At 61.9% G+C, this 19158-nt stretch carries 17 protein-coding genes; 8 read left to right on the forward strand and 9 right to left on the reverse strand.

All coding sequences use genetic code 11. The features are described from left to right. Positions 1-59: 59 nt before the first annotated feature. Positions 60-1388, reverse strand: coding sequence for a tRNA (N6-isopentenyl adenosine(37)-C2)-methylthiotransferase MiaB (gene miaB / locus QF043_RS02110; protein WP_307417349.1), 1329 nt, complete (start codon positions 1386-1388; stop codon positions 60-62). 131 nt (positions 1389-1519) lie between these two features. Between miaB and QF043_RS02115 the strand changes: the two genes are divergently transcribed. Beyond that, positions 1520-1846 (forward strand): DUF1820 family protein, encoded by a 327-nt coding sequence (locus tag QF043_RS02115; protein ID WP_003194436.1) that lies wholly within the window; start codon positions 1520-1522, stop codon positions 1844-1846. A gap of 110 nt (positions 1847-1956) precedes the next feature. On the opposite strand, the gene QF043_RS02120 is transcribed toward QF043_RS02115, so the two are convergent. The 4 genes from QF043_RS02120 to QF043_RS02135 all read right to left on the reverse strand — a co-directional run bounded on the left by QF043_RS02120 (position 1957) and on the right by QF043_RS02135 (position 5492). Then, a complete protein-coding gene (locus QF043_RS02120; RefSeq protein ID WP_017136068.1) occupies positions 1957-2511 on the reverse strand; it encodes a tetratricopeptide repeat protein in 555 nt (184 codons plus the stop codon). A 226-nt stretch (positions 2512-2737) separates the two neighbouring features. After that, positions 2738-4033 (reverse strand): glutamate-1-semialdehyde 2,1-aminomutase, encoded by a 1296-nt coding sequence (gene hemL / locus QF043_RS02125; protein WP_307417350.1) that lies wholly within the window; start codon positions 4031-4033, stop codon positions 2738-2740. A 17-nt stretch (positions 4034-4050) separates the two neighbouring features. After that, entirely contained in the window at positions 4051-4674 is a 624-nt protein-coding gene (gene thiE, locus QF043_RS02130) for a thiamine phosphate synthase (RefSeq protein ID WP_307417351.1), read from the reverse strand. 20 nt (positions 4675-4694) lie between these two features. Continuing rightward, a complete protein-coding gene (locus QF043_RS02135) occupies positions 4695-5492 on the reverse strand; it encodes a hydroxymethylpyrimidine/phosphomethylpyrimidine kinase (protein WP_058420182.1) in 798 nt (265 codons plus the stop codon). 275 nt (positions 5493-5767) lie between these two features. Here QF043_RS02135 and QF043_RS02140 point away from each other — a divergent pair, with 275 nt between their 5' ends. From QF043_RS02140 to QF043_RS02160, 5 genes are all read left to right on the forward strand, one after another. Next, positions 5768-8146: a hybrid sensor histidine kinase/response regulator gene (locus QF043_RS02140; RefSeq protein ID WP_307417352.1), complete on the forward strand. Its 2379-nt coding sequence runs from the start codon at positions 5768-5770 to the stop codon at positions 8144-8146. Positions 8147-8236: 90 nt separating this feature from the next. Then, complete coding sequence (locus QF043_RS02145; protein ID WP_307417353.1) at positions 8237-9889, forward strand: acyl-CoA dehydrogenase family protein; 1653 nt, start codon at positions 8237-8239, stop codon at positions 9887-9889. 303 nt (positions 9890-10192) lie between these two features. Continuing rightward, a complete protein-coding gene (locus QF043_RS02150; RefSeq protein ID WP_307417354.1) occupies positions 10193-10468 on the forward strand; it encodes a hypothetical protein in 276 nt (91 codons plus the stop codon). A gap of 45 nt (positions 10469-10513) precedes the next feature. Beyond that, positions 10514-11986, forward strand: a complete 1473-nt coding sequence (amn, locus tag QF043_RS02155) for an AMP nucleosidase (protein WP_162232034.1) — start codon at positions 10514-10516, stop codon at positions 11984-11986. Positions 11987-12057: 71 nt separating this feature from the next. After that, complete coding sequence (locus QF043_RS02160) at positions 12058-12693, forward strand: pseudouridine synthase (protein WP_307417356.1); 636 nt, start codon at positions 12058-12060, stop codon at positions 12691-12693. On the opposite strand, the gene QF043_RS02165 is transcribed toward QF043_RS02160, so the two are convergent. Next, on the reverse strand, positions 12688-12897 hold the full coding sequence (locus QF043_RS02165) for a DUF2788 domain-containing protein (protein WP_025999909.1): 210 nt from the start codon (positions 12895-12897) through the stop codon (positions 12688-12690). The two genes, QF043_RS02160 and QF043_RS02165, sit on opposite strands and share 6 nt — an antisense overlap. 221 nt (positions 12898-13118) lie before the next feature. Further along, positions 13119-13598, reverse strand: coding sequence for an Lrp/AsnC family transcriptional regulator (locus QF043_RS02170; RefSeq protein WP_003194418.1), 480 nt, complete (start codon positions 13596-13598; stop codon positions 13119-13121). Positions 13599-14041: 443 nt separating this feature from the next. On the opposite strand from QF043_RS02170, the gene QF043_RS02175 reads away from it, so the two are divergent. Further along, positions 14042-15100: a DUF6515 family protein gene (locus tag QF043_RS02175; protein ID WP_307417357.1), complete on the forward strand. Its 1059-nt coding sequence runs from the start codon at positions 14042-14044 to the stop codon at positions 15098-15100. On the opposite strand, the gene QF043_RS02180 is transcribed toward QF043_RS02175, so the two are convergent. Both QF043_RS02180 and QF043_RS02185 read right to left on the reverse strand, forming a co-directional pair. Then, positions 15097-15990, reverse strand: a complete 894-nt coding sequence (locus QF043_RS02180; protein WP_307417358.1) for a cation diffusion facilitator family transporter — start codon at positions 15988-15990, stop codon at positions 15097-15099. The genes QF043_RS02175 and QF043_RS02180 overlap by 4 nt on opposite strands. A gap of 8 nt (positions 15991-15998) precedes the next feature. Then, positions 15999-16418, reverse strand: a complete 420-nt coding sequence (locus tag QF043_RS02185) for a polyribonucleotide nucleotidyltransferase (RefSeq protein ID WP_307417359.1) — start codon at positions 16416-16418, stop codon at positions 15999-16001. A gap of 220 nt (positions 16419-16638) precedes the next feature. On the opposite strand from QF043_RS02185, the gene hrpB reads away from it, so the two are divergent. Next, positions 16639-19146, forward strand: coding sequence for an ATP-dependent helicase HrpB (gene hrpB / locus QF043_RS02190; RefSeq protein WP_307417360.1), 2508 nt, complete (start codon positions 16639-16641; stop codon positions 19144-19146). The last annotated feature ends 12 nt before the right edge of the window (positions 19147-19158 follow it).

Consider the following 19158-nt stretch of genomic DNA (forward strand, 5'->3'; position numbering starts at 1 on the left):
TGGCCCACCGCTATCGCAGGCAAGCCAGCTCCCACATTTGATCCTCATATGTCTTGAGGTCAGTTGATTAGCGACCCGCGCAGCGAGTGCGGTTGCGCCGCATCGATGTGCACATCGGCAAACTGGCCGATCAGGGTGGGCGTGTCGCAGCGGAAGTTGACGATCCGGTTGTTCTCGGTACGCCCTTGCAACTCGCCCGGGTCTTTTTTCGAGTAGTCGGTGACCAGGATGCGCTGGATCGAACCGACCATTTGTCGGCTGATCTCGAAACCTTGCTGGTTCAGGCGATGCTGCAGCGCGTTCAAGCGCTCTTTTTTCAGCGCTTCAGGCGTTTCATCTGCCAGGTCCGCTGCCGGCGTGCCTGGGCGCTGGCTATAGACGAACGAATACGAGAAGTCGAAACCGACGTCTTCGATCAGCTTCATGGTCTGCTCGAAATCCTTCTCGGTCTCGCCGGGGAACCCGACGATAAAGTCCGAGCTGATGCAGATACCCGGCACCGCGGCGCGCAATTTACGCAGCTTGGATTTGTATTCCAGGGCCGTGTGGTTGCGTTTCATGGCCGCCAGAATGCGGTCCGAACCCGACTGCACCGGCAAATGCAGGTGCTTGACCAGCTCCGGCACCTCGGCGTGCACCTGGATCAGGCTGTCGGAGAACTCCAGCGGGTGCGAGGTGGTGTAGCGAATACGCTCGATGCCATCCACCGCCGCCACCACGCGGATCAACTCCGCCAGGTCAGCCAGGCGCCCGTCGTGGGTCTGGCCGCGATAGCCGTTGACGTTCTGGCCCAGCAAGGTCACTTCACGCACGCCGTTTTCGGCCAGGTGGATGATTTCGGCCAGCACGTCGTCAAACGGCCGGCTGACTTCTTCGCCACGGGTGTAGGGCACCACGCAGAAGGTGCAGTACTTGCTGCAGCCTTCCATCACCGACACATAGGCACTCGGCCCGTCGATGCGCGGTTCGGGCAAATGGTCGAATTTTTCGATTTCCGGGAATGACACGTCCACCTGCGGCAGCTTGGTGATGCGTGCGGCGTCGATCATTTCCGGCAGGCGGTGCAGGGTTTGCGGGCCGAAAACCACGTCGACATAGGGGGCACGGTCGCGGATCGCGGCGCCTTCCTGGCTGGCCACGCAGCCGCCGACGGCGATCACCATGTCCGGGTTGGCCAGTTTCAATTCACGCCAGCGGCCCAGCTGGGAGTACACACGGTCCTGGGCACGCTCGCGGATCGAGCAGGTATTGAGCAGGATGACGTCGGCATCTTCGGCGCGGGCAGTGACTTCCAGGGCCTGGTGTTCGCCCAGCAGGTCGACCATGCGCGAGCTGTCGTACTCGTTCATCTGGCAACCGTGGGTTTCGATGTAAAGCTTCTTGGCCATGGGAATCATCAACTGGTGGTAAAGAACCGCGCATTATAGGGGGCATGCCCATTGGTTCCTAGCGCTGTGCATCGGGTGCCATGCTATAGTTCGCGCCCTCTTTTATATCCCCGATGTGTTGTTCGCCCACCATGACCAAACGTGAAGCTCCAATCTACAAGGTGATTTTCCTCAACCAGGGCCAGGTGTTCGAAATGTACGCCAAGCAGATCTATCAAAGTGATCTGTGGGGCTTCCTGGAGGTGGAAGAGTTCGTCTTTGGCGAGCGCACCCAATTGGTCGTCGACCCGGGCGAAGAAAAACTCAAGGCGCAGTTTGAAGGCGTGGTGCGCAGCTTTGTGCCGATGCATTCGATTGTGCGCATCGATGAAGTCGAGCGCCTCGGCACGCCGAAGATCAGCGAGGCGCGCGGCACCAGCAATGTGATGCCGTTTCCGATGCCCATGCCGGAGAAGTAAGGCGTTAGACCGAGTCAAGCGATCGCAGGCAAGCCAGCTCCCACATTTGGAATGCATTACCTTGTGGGAGCTGGCTTGCCTGCGATAGCGGTAGAGGGGTTTAGCTGAAATCAGGGCAGGGGCGAGAAGGGCGAACGCCCATCGGCACTCTGCAATTCCTGCAGGTAATTGCGGAAGATCTGGCCCAGTACCTGGGTGGCCACTTCCAGTTCATCGCGCTGCATGTGCTCGGCGACTTCGTCGGCCGTGTCCAGTGCGTCTTCGGCGCCGTTGACCGCCGCCATTTTCAGCACGATGTAAGCCTGAACGTTATTGGCCGGCACGCCTTCGCCTTTGAAGAACATGTTGCCCAGCTGGAATTGCGCCTGGGCATGGCCCTGCAACGAAGCCTTTTCGAAGTAGCTCAGAGCTTTGTTGAGGTCGCGGGCAGGGTTTTTGTCGTCGTGGAAGTATTCGCCCAACTCGTATTGCGCCTGCGCATCCCCACCGTCGGCCTGTTTCTGGCACGCGCTCAGCGCTTCGGCCTGGCTGTCTGGCTGGGTATTGAGGGTGCAACGACCCATCGCTGGGATTAACAACGAGTTGCCGCCTGCCTGGGCATGTGCCAGCAGCGGTTGAAGGAGCAACAGGCAGCCCAGAACCAGGGTGCGGCCGGTGCGTTTCATGGGAATCGACTTACCTCTGACGGGGCACGCGGACCCTCGGGGGAGTCCAATAAGCGCGCATTATGAAATAAGCAGGCCCCTGCTTACAAAGTCTTTACTCGTTTTTCTGCTGCGTAGGCAAGTTATCTGCCGGATTGCAGGTGATTTCTCGAAAAATGCAGGAAATCTCTGTAGGCAAAGTAGCAAATCTGACGCTGCGAGGGGCAACGTCAGATGTGTGTGTCCCTTACTTCGGGGCTTGCTTCAGGGCGGCAAAAGCGCGCTCGGCAGCAGCCAGGGTCAATTTCAACTCGGCTTCGCCATGGGCGATCGAGGTGAAACCCGCTTCAAAAGCGCTCGGTGCCAGGTAAACGCCTCCTTCGAGCATCAGGTGGAAGAAGCGCTTGAACAGGTCGGCATCGCTGCCCATCACGTCATCAAAGGTAACAATGGCGTCGGCGCCGCTGAAATACAGGCCGAACATGCCACCCGCTTGCGTGGTCACGAACGGGATGCCGGCGGCATCGGCGCGCTGTTGCAGGCCATCGAGCAGGCGGGTGGTGTAGTCGGTCAGCTCGGCGTGGAAACCCGGACGGCTGATCAGGCGCAGGGTGGTCAGGCCGGCAGCCATGGCCAACGGGTTACCCGACAAGGTGCCCGCCTGGTACACCGGGCCCAGCGGCGCGATGTGCTGCATGATTTCGCGTTTGCCGCCGAAGCAGCCCACGGGCATGCCGCCGCCGATGATCTTGCCGAAGGTGCTCAGGTCCGGCGTGACGCCGTAGTAAGCCTGGGCGCCGCCGAGGGCTACGCGGAAACCGGTCATCACTTCGTCGAAAATCAGCACCACGCCGTGCTTGTCGCACTGTTCGCGCAAACCTTCCAGGAAACCCGGTGCCGGTGGCACGCAGTTCATGTTGCCGGCTACCGGCTCGACGATGATGCACGCCACGTCCTGGCCGACTTCGCTGAGCATCTGCTCAACGGCCGCAATGTCGTTGAACGGCAGGGTCAGGGTGTGTTTGGCAAACGCGGCCGGCACACCGGCCGAGCTTGGCACGCCTTGGGTCAGCAGGCCGGAACCGGCTTTTACCAGCAGGCTGTCGGAGTGGCCGTGGTAGCAGCCTTCAAATTTGATGATGCTGTCGCGGCCGGTGAAACCACGGGCCAGGCGGATTGCGCTCATGGTGGCTTCGGTGCCGGAGCTGACCATGCGCACCATTTCCATCGACGGCACGATTGAGCACACCAGGTCCGCCATCTCGGTTTCCATGGCGGTTGGCGCGCCATAGGAGAGGCCGTGTTGCAACTGCTGGCGCACGGCGTCGAGCACGTCCGGGTGGCTGTGGCCGAGGATCATCGGCCCCCAGGAACCTACGTAGTCAACATAGCGCTTGTCATCTTCGTCGGTGACGTAGGCGCCTTCGGCATGCTTGAAGAACAACGGTGTGCCGCCGACGCTCTTGAACGCACGCACGGGGGAGTTCACACCGCCGGGGATGTGTTTTTGGGCATTGGCAAACAGGGTTTCGGAACGGGACATGATCGGGCTCTCTACACTTAAACTTTAAGAAGGTCGTTGAAGGCGCGGGCGCGGCGCGTGACTTCCTGGGTGCTGTCGGCACCGAAGAGGCCGTGTACCACGGCGAGCAGGTCGGCACCGTGGGCCACCAGGGGGGCGGCGTTCTCCAGGGTGACGCCGCCGATCACGCAGATCGGCAACTGCAGGCGCGTGCGGGCCTGGGCCAGCATGTCGAGCGTGGCGGCCGGCGCGCCGGGCTTGGTGTTGGAATTGAAAAAGCGACCGAAGGCGACGTAGCTCGCGCCTTCCTTGGCGGCCTGCTCGGCCAGTTCGATCTGGCTGTGGCAGGTGGCGCCGATGATGGCTTTGGAACCGAGCAATGCACGGGCCGGGGTCAGTGGGCCGTCGGTCTGGCCCAGGTGCACGCCGACGCCGAGGCGTGCGGCCAACTCGGCGTCATCATTGATAATCAGCTGGGTCTTGTAGCGTGAGCACAGCTCGCGCAGTTTCTCGGCCTCACGCAGGCGCCGGGCTTCGTCGCTGCTTTTGTCGCGGTACTGCAACAGGGTCACGCCACCGTCCAGCGCCGCTTCGACGTAGGCAAGGAGTTTGCCGGCCAACAGTTGGCTGTCGGTAATGGCGTAAAGGCCACGTAGTTTCATCGAGCAGGCCTCTTGTGCGGTTAAGAGCAGAAATCCAGCGGCAAACGGCGCGGCACGAACTGGCCTTGGCCGAGTTGTTCGGCATCACGCAAGGTGCGCCAAGTGTAGTTGAGCGCCGATTGCACCGCGCTGGCCAAGCTTTCGCCCTGGGCGATCCTGCCGGCCAAGGCGCTGGCCAGCGTGCAGCCCGAACCGTGATAGCTGCCGGGCAGGCGCTGGCAGGTAAAGGTCTGGCGCGTGCCGTCGCGGCTGTACAGGCGGTTGTGCACTTCATGCTCGTCGCCGTGGCCACCGGTGATCAGCAGATGCTTTACAAACGGCAGCAGCTTCTCGGCGCATTCGTCCGCCGTACCCTCGGGCAATTCGGCGAGGATGCGCGCTTCCGGCAGGTTCGGCGTGGCGATCAGCGACAGCGGCAACAGCCGCTCACGCATGGCATAGCCGACTTCGTCCTTGCCCAGGCTGCCGCCGCCACCGGCACGCAGCACCGGGTCGCAGACCACTGGCAGGTGCGGGTGCGCCTGCAACAGTTCCACCACGGTGTCGACCATCGCGGTGGAACCGAGCATGCCCAACTTCACCGCCGCGACTTCGGAGTCGCTGAGCACGGCATTGGCCTGGGCCAGCACCCACTCGCGGTCGAGCACGCGGAAATCGCTGACATTGACGGTGTTCTGCACGGTCAGGGCGGTGACGGCCGGAGCCGCATGACAGCCTTGCGCAAGCAGGGCTTCGATATCTGCCTGCAAGCCGGCGCCACCACTGGGGTCGTGGCCGGAGAGACAGAGGACAACAGGGCGAGAGCTGTAGATATTCATGGTGCGCGAGCTTACCACCAATCGCTTTTTGCGTGGCTGTTGGGCGAGCGGGGAATTTCACCCTGTGTTTATAGCTGTTGGTTCACCGTTTTTATGCGTTTATATGCCTGAAAGTGCTGTTCTAGAGCCTTTCAAAAAATTATTTCAATGGTGTCCAATGGCCTCTAGCGGCTATGCTAAAGTGGATCCAAACAACTTAATGTATCGCCGGTATACGTCTACTCAAAAGGAATGGGGGGCTTTTGACATAACCGGACAGGCCACGCTGGGGCTCTATGCGCTATTTGCTGATCTTTTTATTGTGCGGGCTGCCGATGCTCGCCAGCGCCATCGAGTTCAACCCGGACACTCGAAGCCTGCCGCTGGGCCGCGTCATGCAAGTACTCGAAGACCCAACCGACGCCCTCACCATCGCCGATGTCAGTGCTCCCGCCTACGCCGCCCAATTCAAAACCCATGACAAAGCCACTCTCAACGCCGGCTATTCGCGCTCGGTGTTCTGGCTCAAGGTCGACCTGCATTACACCGCCACTGACCCACGAGCCCCGCGCACCTGGTTTCTGGAGTTGGCGTACCCGCCGCTTAACGAACTCGACCTTTACCAGCGCGACAGCACCGGCAATTACCGCCTGACAACTCGCACGGGCAGCAGCCTGGCGTTTTCCAGCCGTGAAGTGCGCCAGGCCAACTACCTGTTCAAGCTCAACTTCGTGCCCGACCAGCAGCAAACCGTGTACCTGCGCCTGCAAAGCCAAGGCTCGATCCAGGCACCGCTGACGCTCTGGTCCGCCACCGCGTACATGGAGCAGCAGCCACTGCGCCTGTATGTGTTGGGGGCGATCTATGGCGTGTTACTGGGGATGCTGGTCTACAACCTGTTCATCTATTTGAGCGTGCGCGACACCAGCTACCTGTATTACATCCTTTATATCGCCTCGTTTGGCCTGTACCAACTGTCGGTCAACGGCGTAGCGGTAGAGTATTTCTGGCCGAACAACCCATGGTGGGCGAACGCGGCGGTGCCGTTCCTGATTGGTTCGGCGGCGTTGTTCGGCAGCTTGTTCGCGCGCAGTTTCCTGCACACCGCGCAGCACAGCCGCTGGCTCGATCGGGTTTTACTGGCGCTGGCAGCGGCCGGCGCGTTGGTCATGGTGCTGGCGCTGCTGACCAGCTACGCCGTGGCCCTGCGTCTGGCCACGGGGTTGGCGCTGGTGTTTACCGTGACCATCTTTGTGGCCGCCATCAAGGCCTGGTATTGCGGCCAGCGCATGGCGCGTTACTTCATCATCGCCTGGTCGGCATTCCTGCTGGGCGGGGTAGTCAACACGCTGATGGTGTTGGGCTACCTGCCGAATATGTTCCTCACCATGTACGCCAGCCAGCTCGGCTCGGCCATCGAAGTGGCGCTGTTGTCCCTGGCGCTGGCGGACCGCATCAACAGCATGCGTGAGCAACAGGCGCAGATCCTGTTTGACGCCAGCCAGAAGCTTGAAGTGCTCAATCAGCAATTGGCACGCAGTAACCGCCTTAAAGATGAGTTCCTCGCCACGCTGACCCATGAGTTGCGCACCCCAATGAACGGTGTGATCGGCTCGTTAGAGCTGATGCAAACCGTGCCGCTGGACGACGACCTTGCCCAATACCAGCAAACCGCCGCCGGTTCTGCGCGGGACATGATGCGCATGGTCAACGGCATTCTCACCCTGACCGAATTGCAAGCCGGGCGCCTCACCGCCCAGCCCCAGGTCTTCAGCCTGCGCGGCACCCTCGACACCTTGCGCCAGCAATTCACCGCCAGCGCCCAGAGCAAAGGCCTGGAATTTTCCATCGACGTGGCCGATGAACTGCCGGACCGGGTGATTGGCGATGCCGGCAAACTTACCCAGTGCCTGGACTGCCTGCTCGACAATGCCTTCAAGTTCACCCACGAAGGCGCGGTGCGCGTGCGTGTGGTAGGTGTGCCCCACAGTGACGGCGAGCTGCGCCTGAGCTTTATTGTGACCGACAGCGGCATCGGCTTCGCTTTTCTCGATGAGGCCACGCTGTATCAGCGCTTCTTCCAGGTCGACGGTTCGATGACCCGCGAATACGGCGGCCTGGGCATCGGCCTGGCGATTTGCCGGCAGCTGATAGAACTGCTCGGTGGGCGTTTGACCCATCATTCCGAACTCAGTAAGGGCAGCCGCTTCCAGTTGGACATGAGCGTCAACGCGGTGCCGCCCGAGCCCAAACCCGCAACGCACAAGCCCCCTGCGCAACGAGCGCCCCAGCAGTGCACGGTGCTGTTGGTGGACGACAACAGTGTCGGCCAATTGGCGGTACGCGGCATGCTGCTCAAACTGGGTTACCGGGTGAAAACCGTGGATAACGGCCCGGCCGCCTTGGCGCTCTTGCAGGACGATACGTTTGAAGCGGTGCTGCTGGATGTGTCTGAAGGCGGCTTCTCGTTGTGCTGTCAGATTCGTGCACTACCCGGCTGCGGCGAACTGCCGGTGATTGCCCTGAGCACCTCGCTGCACGCCCCGGACCGCGAACGCTGCCATGGGGTCGGCATCACTGATCGCCTCAGTAAACCCGTGCGTTTCGAGGCGTTGCAAACGGTGCTGGAGCGGCGCCTGTTGTGCCCGTTAGAGGGCGAAAGCGCCGAACAATAGGCGGGTATGCCACTTTTTTAAGCCCGATGACGGTGCTTAACTGAAATTCAGGCCTCAACTGCACGTGGCCTATTTTCCAGGAGGCCCGTCATGAACCTGCACCCGTTTGCCGAAACCCACGACGTCACCAACCAGCCGCCGTCCCTGGACGGTACCAACCTCTATCGCATCGACCTGCCCTTGCAAGAATGGTCGCGCCGCTATGGCGCCGGCTGGGCACAGGCTCGAATCGATGCGTATGGTGCGCTGGCGGGCGGGCCACTGATGGAGGCCGGGTTTTTGGCGAATCAGAACAAGCCGGTGTTCAACAGCCATGACCGCTACGGCCATCGCATCGACCTGGTGGAGTTTCATCCGGCCTATCACGAGTTGATGCGCACCGCCATCGAGCATGGCCTGCCATCGCTGCCGTGGGCGCATCCGCAGCCCGGCGCCCATGTAGCCCGCGCCGCCATGACCTACCTGCACAGCCAGGCCGAAGCCGGCAGCGGTTGCCCGTTGACCATGACCTTCGCCTGCGTCCCGGCCCTGCACCTGCAACCGGACCTGGCGCAGACCTGGCTGCCGAAAATCCTCAACACCGAATACGACCCGCGCAACGTCGGCATCGCCCACAAAGCCGGCGCCACCATCGGCATGGCCATGACCGAGAAACAGGGCGGCACCGACGTGCGCGCCAACACCACCCGCGCCTACCCGGTGGGCGCCGGCGGCCCTGGCCAGGCCTATGAGCTGGTCGGGCACAAGTGGTTCTGCTCGGCGCCGATGTGCGATGCGTTCCTCACCCTGGCGCAGACCGACAAAGGCCTGACGTGTTTCCTGCTGCCAAGGCATCGCCCGGATGACACCCGCAACCAGTTCTACATCCAGCGCCTGAAAAACAAACTCGGCAACTGCTCCAACGCCTCCAGCGAAGTGGAGTTCCGTGGCGCCCTGGCGTGGATGGTTGGCGAAGAAGGCCGGGGCGTGCCGACCATTATCGAGATGGTCGCCATGACCCGTTTCGACTGCATGGTCGGCTCCAGCGCCTTGATGCGTCAGGCGTTGACCCAGGCCAGCCATCATTGCGCCCATCGCTCAGTCGGCGGCCGCGTGCTCAGTGAACAACCATTGATGCAAAACGTGCTGGCCGACCTGGCGCTGGAGAGCGAAGCCTCCCTGGCCTTGAGCATGCGCATGGGCCGGGCGCTGGACCATCTGGATAACGAACAGGAAGCCAAATTCGCCCGGTTGGTGACGGCGGTGGGCAAGTATTGGATCTGCAAGCGCGCTCCGGCCATGATCAATGAGGCGGCCGAGTGCATGGGCGGCGCCGGGTACGTGGAGGACAGCATTCTGCCGCGTCTGTACCGTGAGGCGCCGGTGAATTCGACGTGGGAAGGTTCCGGCAATGTGCAGTGCCTGGATGTGTTGCGCGCATTGTCCAAAGAGCCGGGCGTGCTGGAGGCGTTGTTTGTCGAACTGGGCGATGGGCATGGCGACAAGCAACTGGCGCGGCATATCGAGCAATTGAAGTCGGCGTTTATGGATACCCAGGATATCCAGTACCGCGCCCGGCAGTTGACCGAGGACATTGCCGTGGCGTTGCAGGCCAAGCTGTTGCTGGAGGCCGGGAATGCGGTGGTCAGTGATGGGTTTATCGCCAGCCGCCTGGGGGCGTCGTCCGGCCGCGTGTATGGCACCTTGCCGCGCGAGGTGGATGTGGCGGCGATCGTTACCCGTTCAACTCCACAATCCCTCTGATTGAACACGGTCAAAATGTGGGAGCTGGCTTGCCTGCGATGGCGTGTTGGTGGTGTACATATCCGTTGCTGCTGTAACGGCTGCTTAGGGTTCCGCTCTTACAGCGGGTCACTTTTGGAAAGACCCAAAAGTAACCAAAAGGTCTTCGCCCCAACACTCGGTGCCTCGCTGTGGCTCGGCATGCCCGTAATCCGACACTGATTTGGGGGGCCGCCGCCACGCGCCATCCATGGCGCGGGGCGGCTAAACCGGCATCCCTGCCGGTTTACCCCCCAAATCACTGTCGAATTCCGGCCATCGTGTTTGACGGGGCGATTTCAGATCAAGATCAAGATCAAAAGCGCAGATCAAAAGACCGCTGACTTCGTCATCGAAAAGGATGTAAGAGCCAGAGTAACAGCAACAGCAACAGCAACAGCAACAGCAACAGCAACAGCAAAGCCATACTCGGTTAAAGGTGGGAGCTGGCTTGCCTGCGATGGCATCGACTCGGTGTACCTGATGTACCGAGGTGTCTGCATCGCAGGCAAGCCAGCTCCCACCTTTAAAAGCAGCATTCCAACTCTGGTGTTTCAGTGAGCTTGGGATACAGGCAAGATAAAGGCCTGCAAGTCAGAACACAGGATGCTTACCGTGACCGAAGCTTTTGTTGTCGTTCAAACCGCCGAAGAAGCCGTGGACCGGCTGGCCGCTCTGCATGAGCGCGCTACCGGTGCGCTTAACCAAGCCCTCAAGCAATACCTCAAGGACCGCGTCGAGCCGGACGCCGAACAGCGCGCGCTGTTTCGCTACCCGGAACTGCGCCTGACCTACCACTGCCATGGCGAAGTCCCACAGACCACCCGCGCATACGCCAAGGTGCAATTGCCGGGAACCTACAGTGTCACCGTCACCCATCCGGCGGCGTTCCGTAAGTACCTGCTGGAGCAACTGGTGCCGTTGATGCATGACTTCACCGTGACGGTGGAAGTCGGCGTGAGCCAGCAGAATATTCCGTACCCGTATGTGGTGGAGCAGGGTGATGAACTGGCGGGCTCCGGCGTTACCGCTGCGACCCTCGCCCGTGTGTTCCCCAGCACCGACTTGTCCGCCGCCACCGACGGCATTGCCGATGGCCTCTACGACTGGGAAAATACCGACCCGCTGCCACTGGCGCTGTTCGATGCGGCGCGCGTGGACTTTTCCCTGCGCCGCCTGGTGCACTACACCGGCAGCGACTGGCGCCATGTGCAGCCATGGATCCTGCTGACCAACTACCACCGCTATGTTGACCAGTTCATCCTGCATGGCCTCGAGCAACTGCGCAGCGACCCGCGGTTTATCCGCATGGTGTTGCCGGGCAACGTGATCATCGACAAGAGCATGGACCACGGCGAAGCCTCGGCCATTGCCGCAGGCGTGGTGTGGCACCGTTACCAGATGCCGGCCTACCACCTGCAGGCCACTGATGGCCACGGCGTGACCCTGGTGAACATCGGCGTCGGTCCGTCCAACGCCAAGAACATCACCGACCACCTGGCCGTGCTGCGCCCGCATTGCTGGCTGATGATTGGCCACTGCGGCGGCCTGCGCCAATCCCAGACCATCGGCGACTACGTATTGGCTCACGCCTATATGCGCCGCGACGGGATTCTCGACCGCGTGGTGCCGCCGAATATCCCGATCCCGGCGCTGGCCGAAGTGCAGATGGCCTTGCAGCAAGCCGCTGCCAATGTCACCGGCGAGAAAGGCGAAGAGCTTAAAAAGCGCCTGCGCACCGGCACCGTGCTGACCTACGACGACCGCAACTGGGAACTGCGTTGGGCGCAAGAGCGGCCACTCATCAACCTGTCCCGCGCAGTGGCGGTGGACATGGAAAGCGGCACCATCGCGGCCCAAGGCTACCGTTTGCGGGTTCCGTACGGCACCTTGCTGTGCGTGTCGGACAAACCGCTGCACAGCGAGATCAAGCTGCCGGGTTCGGCTAACGCGTTTTATGAGCGTGCGGTCAGCCAGCACTTGAAAATCGGCATCGAGGCGGTGGATTTGTTGCGCACCGAACTCAACTCGCTGCACTCGCGCAAACTGCGTAGCTTCGACGAGCCGCCGTTCCGCTAAGCGGTTGGGATGGTCATTTAGCGGTCAGGCCACTAGCATTGTCGGTCCTGACCGTTAGATGTTCCTTTGCCATGTCCCGTCCTACCCGCCCCGATTCGCGTCGCCCTGGCGCGAAACCCCCATATTCTGCAGCACGGCGTGTTGCCAAGGCGCCACCGGCCGAGCCGAAGTTGATCCTGTTCAATAAACCCTTCGACGTGCTGACCCAATTCAGCGACGAAGGCGGGCGCGCGACCCTCAAGGACTTTATCGATATTCCCGGCATCTACCCGGCCGGGCGCCTGGACCGTGACAGCGAAGGCCTGCTGCTGCTGACCAACGATGGCCAGCTACAGGCGCGCATTGCCGACCCCAAGCACAAGCTGGCGAAAACCTACTGGGTGCAAGTTGAAGGCGAGCCCACCGAAGAACAGCTGCAACGCCTGCGTGACGGCGTAGAGCTCAATGACGGCATGACCTTGCCTGCCCAAGCGCGGCAGTTGGACGAACCCGAACTGTGGCCGCGCAACCCGCCGGTGCGCTTTCGCAAAAGCGTGCCAACGCACTGGTTGGAGTTGGTCATCCGTGAGGGGCGTAACCGCCAGGTGCGGCGCATGACTGCGGCGGTGGGCTTGCCGACGTTGCGCCTGGTGCGTGTGCGTATTGGTGACTGGTCGATTGATGGCCTCGACCAAGGCCAATGGAAGGCAGTGCCGGCGCGTTTATAAAGCGCCGGACTCGATCAGTCCGATCACCACGCTTTTGATGATGAACGCGGCCACGCCCAGGCCCAGCACGAAAAACAGGATGAACGACCCAAAGCGCCCGGCCTTGGATTTCTTCGCCAGGTCCCAGACGATAAAGCCCATGAAGATGATCAGGATCGTGACCAGGCCGGTCATCATCCATTCTTCAAAGAGGGCGGGGTCGATGTTGTTCATGGGGATTTTTTCCGACAGGGCAGGCGGGAAGTATAAGGCAGGGCTTCAAGCACAACATTGACCTGCGTCGTGACGCTGTCAATGTGGGAGCTGGCTTGCCTGCGATAGCGGTGTATCAGTGCCACATGGGCAGGCTGACACACCGCTATCGCAGGCAAGCCAGCTCCCACAAGGGATCAAGCTCCCACAGGGGATTATTAGTGTGTTTGAGGTCAGGTACGCAGGTGCGTCAACGGCAGCTCGGTGCTGTTGAGCACCTGGTTCAGCACAAAACTCGACCTTACGCTGGTCACGCCTTCAATCCGGGTCAAATGCCCCAGCAGCAATTTCTGGTAGTGGTCCATGTCCGGCACCACCACTTTCAACTGATAGTCCGCGTCCATCCCGGTGACCAAGCTGCATTCCAGCACCTGAGGCAAGGTGCGGATTGCCGCTTCAAAATTCTCGAAACGCTCAGGCGTGTGACGGTCCATGCCGATCAGTACATAGGCCGTAAGGCTCAGACCCAGCATCTTGCGGTCGAGCAGGGCGACCTGGCGTGCAATATAACCGTCGTCTTCCAACTGCTTGACCCGGCGTGAGCACGGTGACGGCGACAGGCCGATGCGTTCGGCCAACTCCTGGTTGGAGATCCTCGCGTCGCGCTGCAATTCCGCCAAAATACTCAGGTCGTATCGGTCAAGCTTGCTCATTGGGTTGGCCTTTGTCGTAACTATTGCGGTGAATTATCTATGAAGGGTTAAAAATTGCGCAAGCACTGTTTATTGACGCAATCTTCGCAATCATCTGTCGGACGTTGGCCTGTATCGTTATCAACAGAATCACCGCCTGGACAACAGTCCACTGCAGCAAGCCCAATCAGGCCTGCTGCGGCCGCCGCCCCAGCAGGGTTGAGCCGGCCTCCAGGCTGCACACTGTCCACAAGACGGCGTGAGGTGAGCCAACGTCAAAAGCGTTGAGCCAGGACGAAATTCTCAAGGGGTGGCCGACGGGTCGCCCCTTTTTCTTTGTCTGCGCGTTTACCTCAAAAAATACTTCTCGTGACTGATAACCTGTCTCAGAACCGGGTGAGGCTTTTCCAGTCTCATGCAGTAAGGCCGGACACTCCAGGCCCTAATCCGCAGTGAGGAATAGCATGAAGCGCATCTGGCGTATGGCAGGTGTAGGTTTGCTGATGGTAAGCGTCGGCACCCAAGTGATGGCCGACGACCCGCGCTATGAAGGCGGTGGTCAGCATGAAAGAGGCCCGGAAGGCGGGCGTGGCAATGAACAGGCGCGACCGCAGAATAACCAGCCGCGCCCGCAGAACACTCAACCGCGTCCGGAAAACAACCCACCGCGCCCACAGAACCCGCATTTTGATCGCGCCGAGCAACAGCAGCACGGCGGTGGGCAGTGGCAAGGCCGCCCGCAAAATGCCGAGCAACCGCGGCCGGCGCCGCAGCCAGCGAACAACCTGCCGATCCAGGGCCGCCCGGACACGGTGCGGCAAACCCAGGAACCGCGCCAGGGTTACTATCAGGACATCCCACGCCGTAACGATGGCAACCAGCACTGGCAGGCCGGCAATGGCCCAGGCCCACGTCCGGGTGGCGGCTTCAATAATGGTCACCCCAATGACAACCGCTGGCCGGGTCGGCCCAATGGTCACGGCAACGGCTGGGGGCCAGGCCCGCAATATCGTCCCGGCTACACCGTTGACCGTTTCCCCGATCGCAATTATCGCGTGCCCTACCGTGGCCAGGATTACTTCTTCTCCGGCGGCTACTGGTATCGCCCGCAAGGCCCGCGCTATGTGGTGGTGACGCCGCCCTACGGTATTCGCGTGCAATACCTGCCGGACTACGCACGGGAAGTGTGGGTGGGCAGCGCGCTGTTCTTCCTCGCGGCGGGTTCCTACTACACCTATGAAAACGCCACCCAGCAATACGTGGTGGTGCAACCGCCGACCGAAGTGCCGGCGCCACAACCCGCGCCGCAGGGCAACGGCTATGACGTGGTGGCCTACCCGGCCAACGGCCAGTCACCGGCCCAGGTACAGCAGGACGGTTACGACTGTTATCGCTGGGCGGTGCAGCAAAGCGGTTTCGACCCACGCACCGTCACCTACGCCCCGGACCCGGCGGTGGTGCAAACCTACCGCCAGGCCCAGGGCAACTGCCTGACCAGTCGTGGTTATCAGGTGCAGTACTAGGCCTTGTTACCCGTCACCACTTCCCGCGGGTCGGCGTGCACCAGCACTTCGGCACGCGGGTAAGCCCTGTGAATGGCATCGGCGGCCTGGTCGCTGATGCCGTGGGCCACTGACAGGGTCAATTCCCCCGGCAATTCCAAATGCAACTGCACAAACCAGTGGCTGCCGGAAATGCGCGTGCGCAAATCGTGCGCACCCAGCACGCCCGGCACACCGCGCGCCAACTCCAGCATGTGCTGGCTGACATCCGGCGGCAGTTCCTCATCCATCAGCACGGCAAAGCTCTCGCGGGCGATCTGGATCGCGCTCCACAGGATATAAGCGGCAATACCGAGGCCGAACCACGCATCCACCTGATGAAAGCCAAACCCTGCCAACACCAGTGCCACCAAAATGCTGCCGTTGAGCATCAGGTCGGAGCGGTAGTGCAGTGAGTCGGCGCGCACGGCGTTGGAGCCGGTTTCGCGGATTACCCGGTGTTGCAGCATCAGCAGCGCCACGGTCATCAGCAGCGAAAACACGATGACGCCAATGCTCAGCCACGGCGCGCCGACCGGTTCCGGGTGCTGCAAACGCTGGTACGCCTGGACGGCGATCAACACCGCACTGCCAGCGATAAACAACGCCTGGGCCATGCCCGACAGCGATTCGGCCTTGCCATGCCCATAACGATGATCGTCATCGGCTGGGCGCAGCGCGTAATGCACCGCGAGCAAGTTCAGCAGCGAGGTCACGCCATCGAGCAGCGAGTCGGTCAACCCGGCGAGCATGCTCACCGAGCCACTGAACCACCAGGCGATGGCCTTGGTGATAATCAGCGCACAGGCCACGCCCACCGAGGCGCGGGTGGCCAGGCGCAGGAGCCTGGCGTGTTCGGGACTGCTGGTCATACGGATCCTTAAGCGGCGGGTTGCAGGCCCAGGGACGCGAGTTGTTGCACGCTGCCCTTGAACTGGATCATGCGCGGGTCATCCAGCGGCAGGCGGCGGCCGGTTTCCTTTTCAATGATGGTTTGCAGCTTGGCGTTGTCGACCTTGCCGTCGGCGCCGATGGCTTCGTGCAGTTTTTCCGGCGCGACCTGGGCGGTCTTGCCCGGCTCGAAGTAGATGGCGCCGGTGGCGAAGTCCACGCCAAAGGCGATCAGGCCCGGGATCACATAAAACAGCAGGCCCACGGCGTCGAGCACGGCAATGGCCGGGTCGATCTTGCCGTCGATCTGGCCACGACGGTCCGGGTAGAAAATCGAGCCGCAGGCCGTCAGTTGGCTCAGCAGGGTGACGGCGAGGACACCGCCGATAACACGGGAAGCGATACGCATAAAATGCTCCTGAACACGGTTGATACGAAACTATATGACAATTGTATTGAGCCACGCCGCTCTAATGTGGGAGCTGGCTTGCCTGCGATAGCGGTGTATCAGTGCCACATGGGCGGGCTGACCCACCGCTATCGCAGGCAAGCCAGCTCCCACATTTGCCTGCATTCCAATTAAGGACGAACGTTCGCCGTTATACTCGCCGCTCTGCTTTGGAGCCAGTATGAATTCGTTGCCGATTGATGATGTTTTACCCGCCCTGCGTGACGCCTTGGCGAATCGCCATGAGGCCGTGCTGGAAGCGCCGCCCGGTGCCGGTAAAACCACCCGCGTGCCCTTGGCTTTATTGAATGAGCCTTGGCTGGCCGGGCAAACCATCCTGATGCTCGAACCTCGGCGCCTCGCCGCGCGTGCGGCTGCCGAACGCCTGGCCAGTGAGCTGGGTGAAAAGGTCGGTGAAACGGTCGGCTACCGCATCCGCCTGGACAGCAAAGTCGGCCCCAACACCCGCATCGAAGTGGTCACCGAAGGCATTCTTACGCGCCGGCTGCAAGACGACCCGGCACTGGACGGCGTGGGTTTGCTGATTTTTGACGAGTTCCACGAACGCAGCCTCGACGCCGACCTGGCACTGGCCCTGAGCCTCAACGGCCGCGAGCTGTTTCGCGACGAGCAACCGCTGAAAATCCTGCTGATGTCCGCCACCCTCGAAGGCGAGCGCCTGGCGGGTCTGCTGGACGATGCGCCGATCCTGCGCAGCGAAGGGCGCATGTTCCCGGTGCAGATGCGCTGGGGGCGGCCTTACCAGGCCGGTGAATTTATCGAGCCGCGTGTGGTGCAGACCGTCCTCGACGCGGTGCAGGACCAAACGGGCAGCATTCTGGTGTTTCTGCCGGGGCAGGCCGAGATTCGCCGGGTCAATCAACAACTGGCCGAAGCCTTGGGTGATCGCCCTGATGTGCTGCTGTGCCCGCTGCATGGCGAACTCGACCTTAACGCCCAGCGCGCCGCCATCGACCCGGCGCCCGCTGGCAAGCGCAAAGTGGTGCTGGCCACCAACATTGCCGAGACCAGCCTGACCATCAATGGCGTGCGCGTGGTGATCGATGCCGGGCTGGCGCGGGTGCCGCGTTTCGACCCCGGCAGCGGCATGACCCGCCTCGACACCCAACGCATCTCCCGCGCCAGCGCCACCCAACGAGCCGGTCGGGCAGGGCGGCTGGAGCCGGGCGTGTGTTATCGCCTGTGGTCCGAAGACCAGCACGAAGGTTTGGCCGCCTACGGCAGTGCGGAAATCCTCGCCGCCGACCTGGCGGGCCTGGCCTTGCAACTGGCGCGTTGGGGCGTGACGCCCACGCAACTGGTGTGGCTGGATGTGCCGCCGACTGCCGCGTATGCCCAGGCCCAGGATTTGCTGGTGCGCCTTGGCGCGTTGAACGATGACACGCTCACCGCCCATGGCCAGAAAATGGCGGAGTTGCCCGCGCACCCGCGTATCGCCCACTTGTTGCTGCGCGGGCAGGACCTGGGGCTGGCCGCGACCGCTTGTGATGTGGCGGCCTTATTGGGTGAGCGCGATATCTTGCGCGGCGGCGGTGCGGATTTGCACAGTCGCCTGGCATTGATGTCGGGCGAAGAACGCGCGCGTGGCACCCAGGGCGGCGTGCAGCGCGCCAAGCAACTGGCCCGTCAGTACCGGGGCTACTTGCGAGGCCAGCCGACTCAAGCGGTGGCCGACCCCGACCACCCGCGCTGGCTCGGCGCCTTGCTGGCGCTGGCCTACCCCGACCGCGTCGCCCAGCAACGCCGCCCCGGTGGCGCCGAATATCGCCTGGCCAACGGCCGCGCCGCGCTGTTCGCCGAGGCCGACAGCCTGATGAAGCAACCGTGGCTGGTGATCGCCGACCTCGGCAGCCGCCAGGGCCAGCGCGAAGAGCGCATCTACCTCGCGACGGATTTTGACCCGGTGCTGTTCGACAGCGTGCTGGCCGAGCAAGTGCGCACGGTTGACCAGCTTGATTGGGATGAACGCGAAGGCGTGCTGCGCGCCGAACGCCAACGCAAAGTCGGTGAGCTGGTGCTCAGCCGTGAACCGCTGACCGGCCTGGATGAGTCCGCGCGCAGCCAGGCATTGGTCAACCTGGTGCGTCGCAAAGGCCTGGAGCTGCTGCCGTGGACGCCCGAACTGCGCCAGTGGCAGGCCCGCGTCATGCTGCTGCGCCAGCTGGACGCGGGTAAAACCAGCGAATGGCCGGATATCAGCGACAAAGCCTTGCTGGCCGATTTGGAGCATTGGCTGATGCCCTACCTGGGCAAAGTCTCGCGCCTCAGCCACTTTTCTAATTTGGATATTTCCAGCTTCCTGCACAACCTGCTGCCCTGGCCGCTGCCCCAACGCCTGGACGAGCTGGCGCCACAGCATGTGAAGGTGCCCTCGGGCTCATCGGTGCGTTTGGACTACAGCGAACAGCCGCCGATTCTGGCGGTGCGCTTGCAGGAATTGTTCGGGCTGGCGGACACGCCGCGCATTGCCGGTGGGCGCCAGGTGGTCAAGCTGCACCTGCTGTCCCCGGCGCGCCGGCCGGTGCAGGTGACGCAGGACCTGGCGAACTTCTGGCGCAGTACCTACGCCGAAGTGAAGAAGGATTTGAAAGGAAGATACCCCAAGCATTACTGGCCGGATGATCCACTGGTGGCCGAACCCACTGCCCGGATCAAACCCCGAAAGTAGGTGATGTGAAGA

Origin of the sequence: Pseudomonas sp. W3I7, from assembly GCF_030816095.1 — a bacterium.
GTDB classification, from domain to species: domain Bacteria; phylum Pseudomonadota; class Gammaproteobacteria; order Pseudomonadales; family Pseudomonadaceae; genus Aquipseudomonas; species Aquipseudomonas salomonii.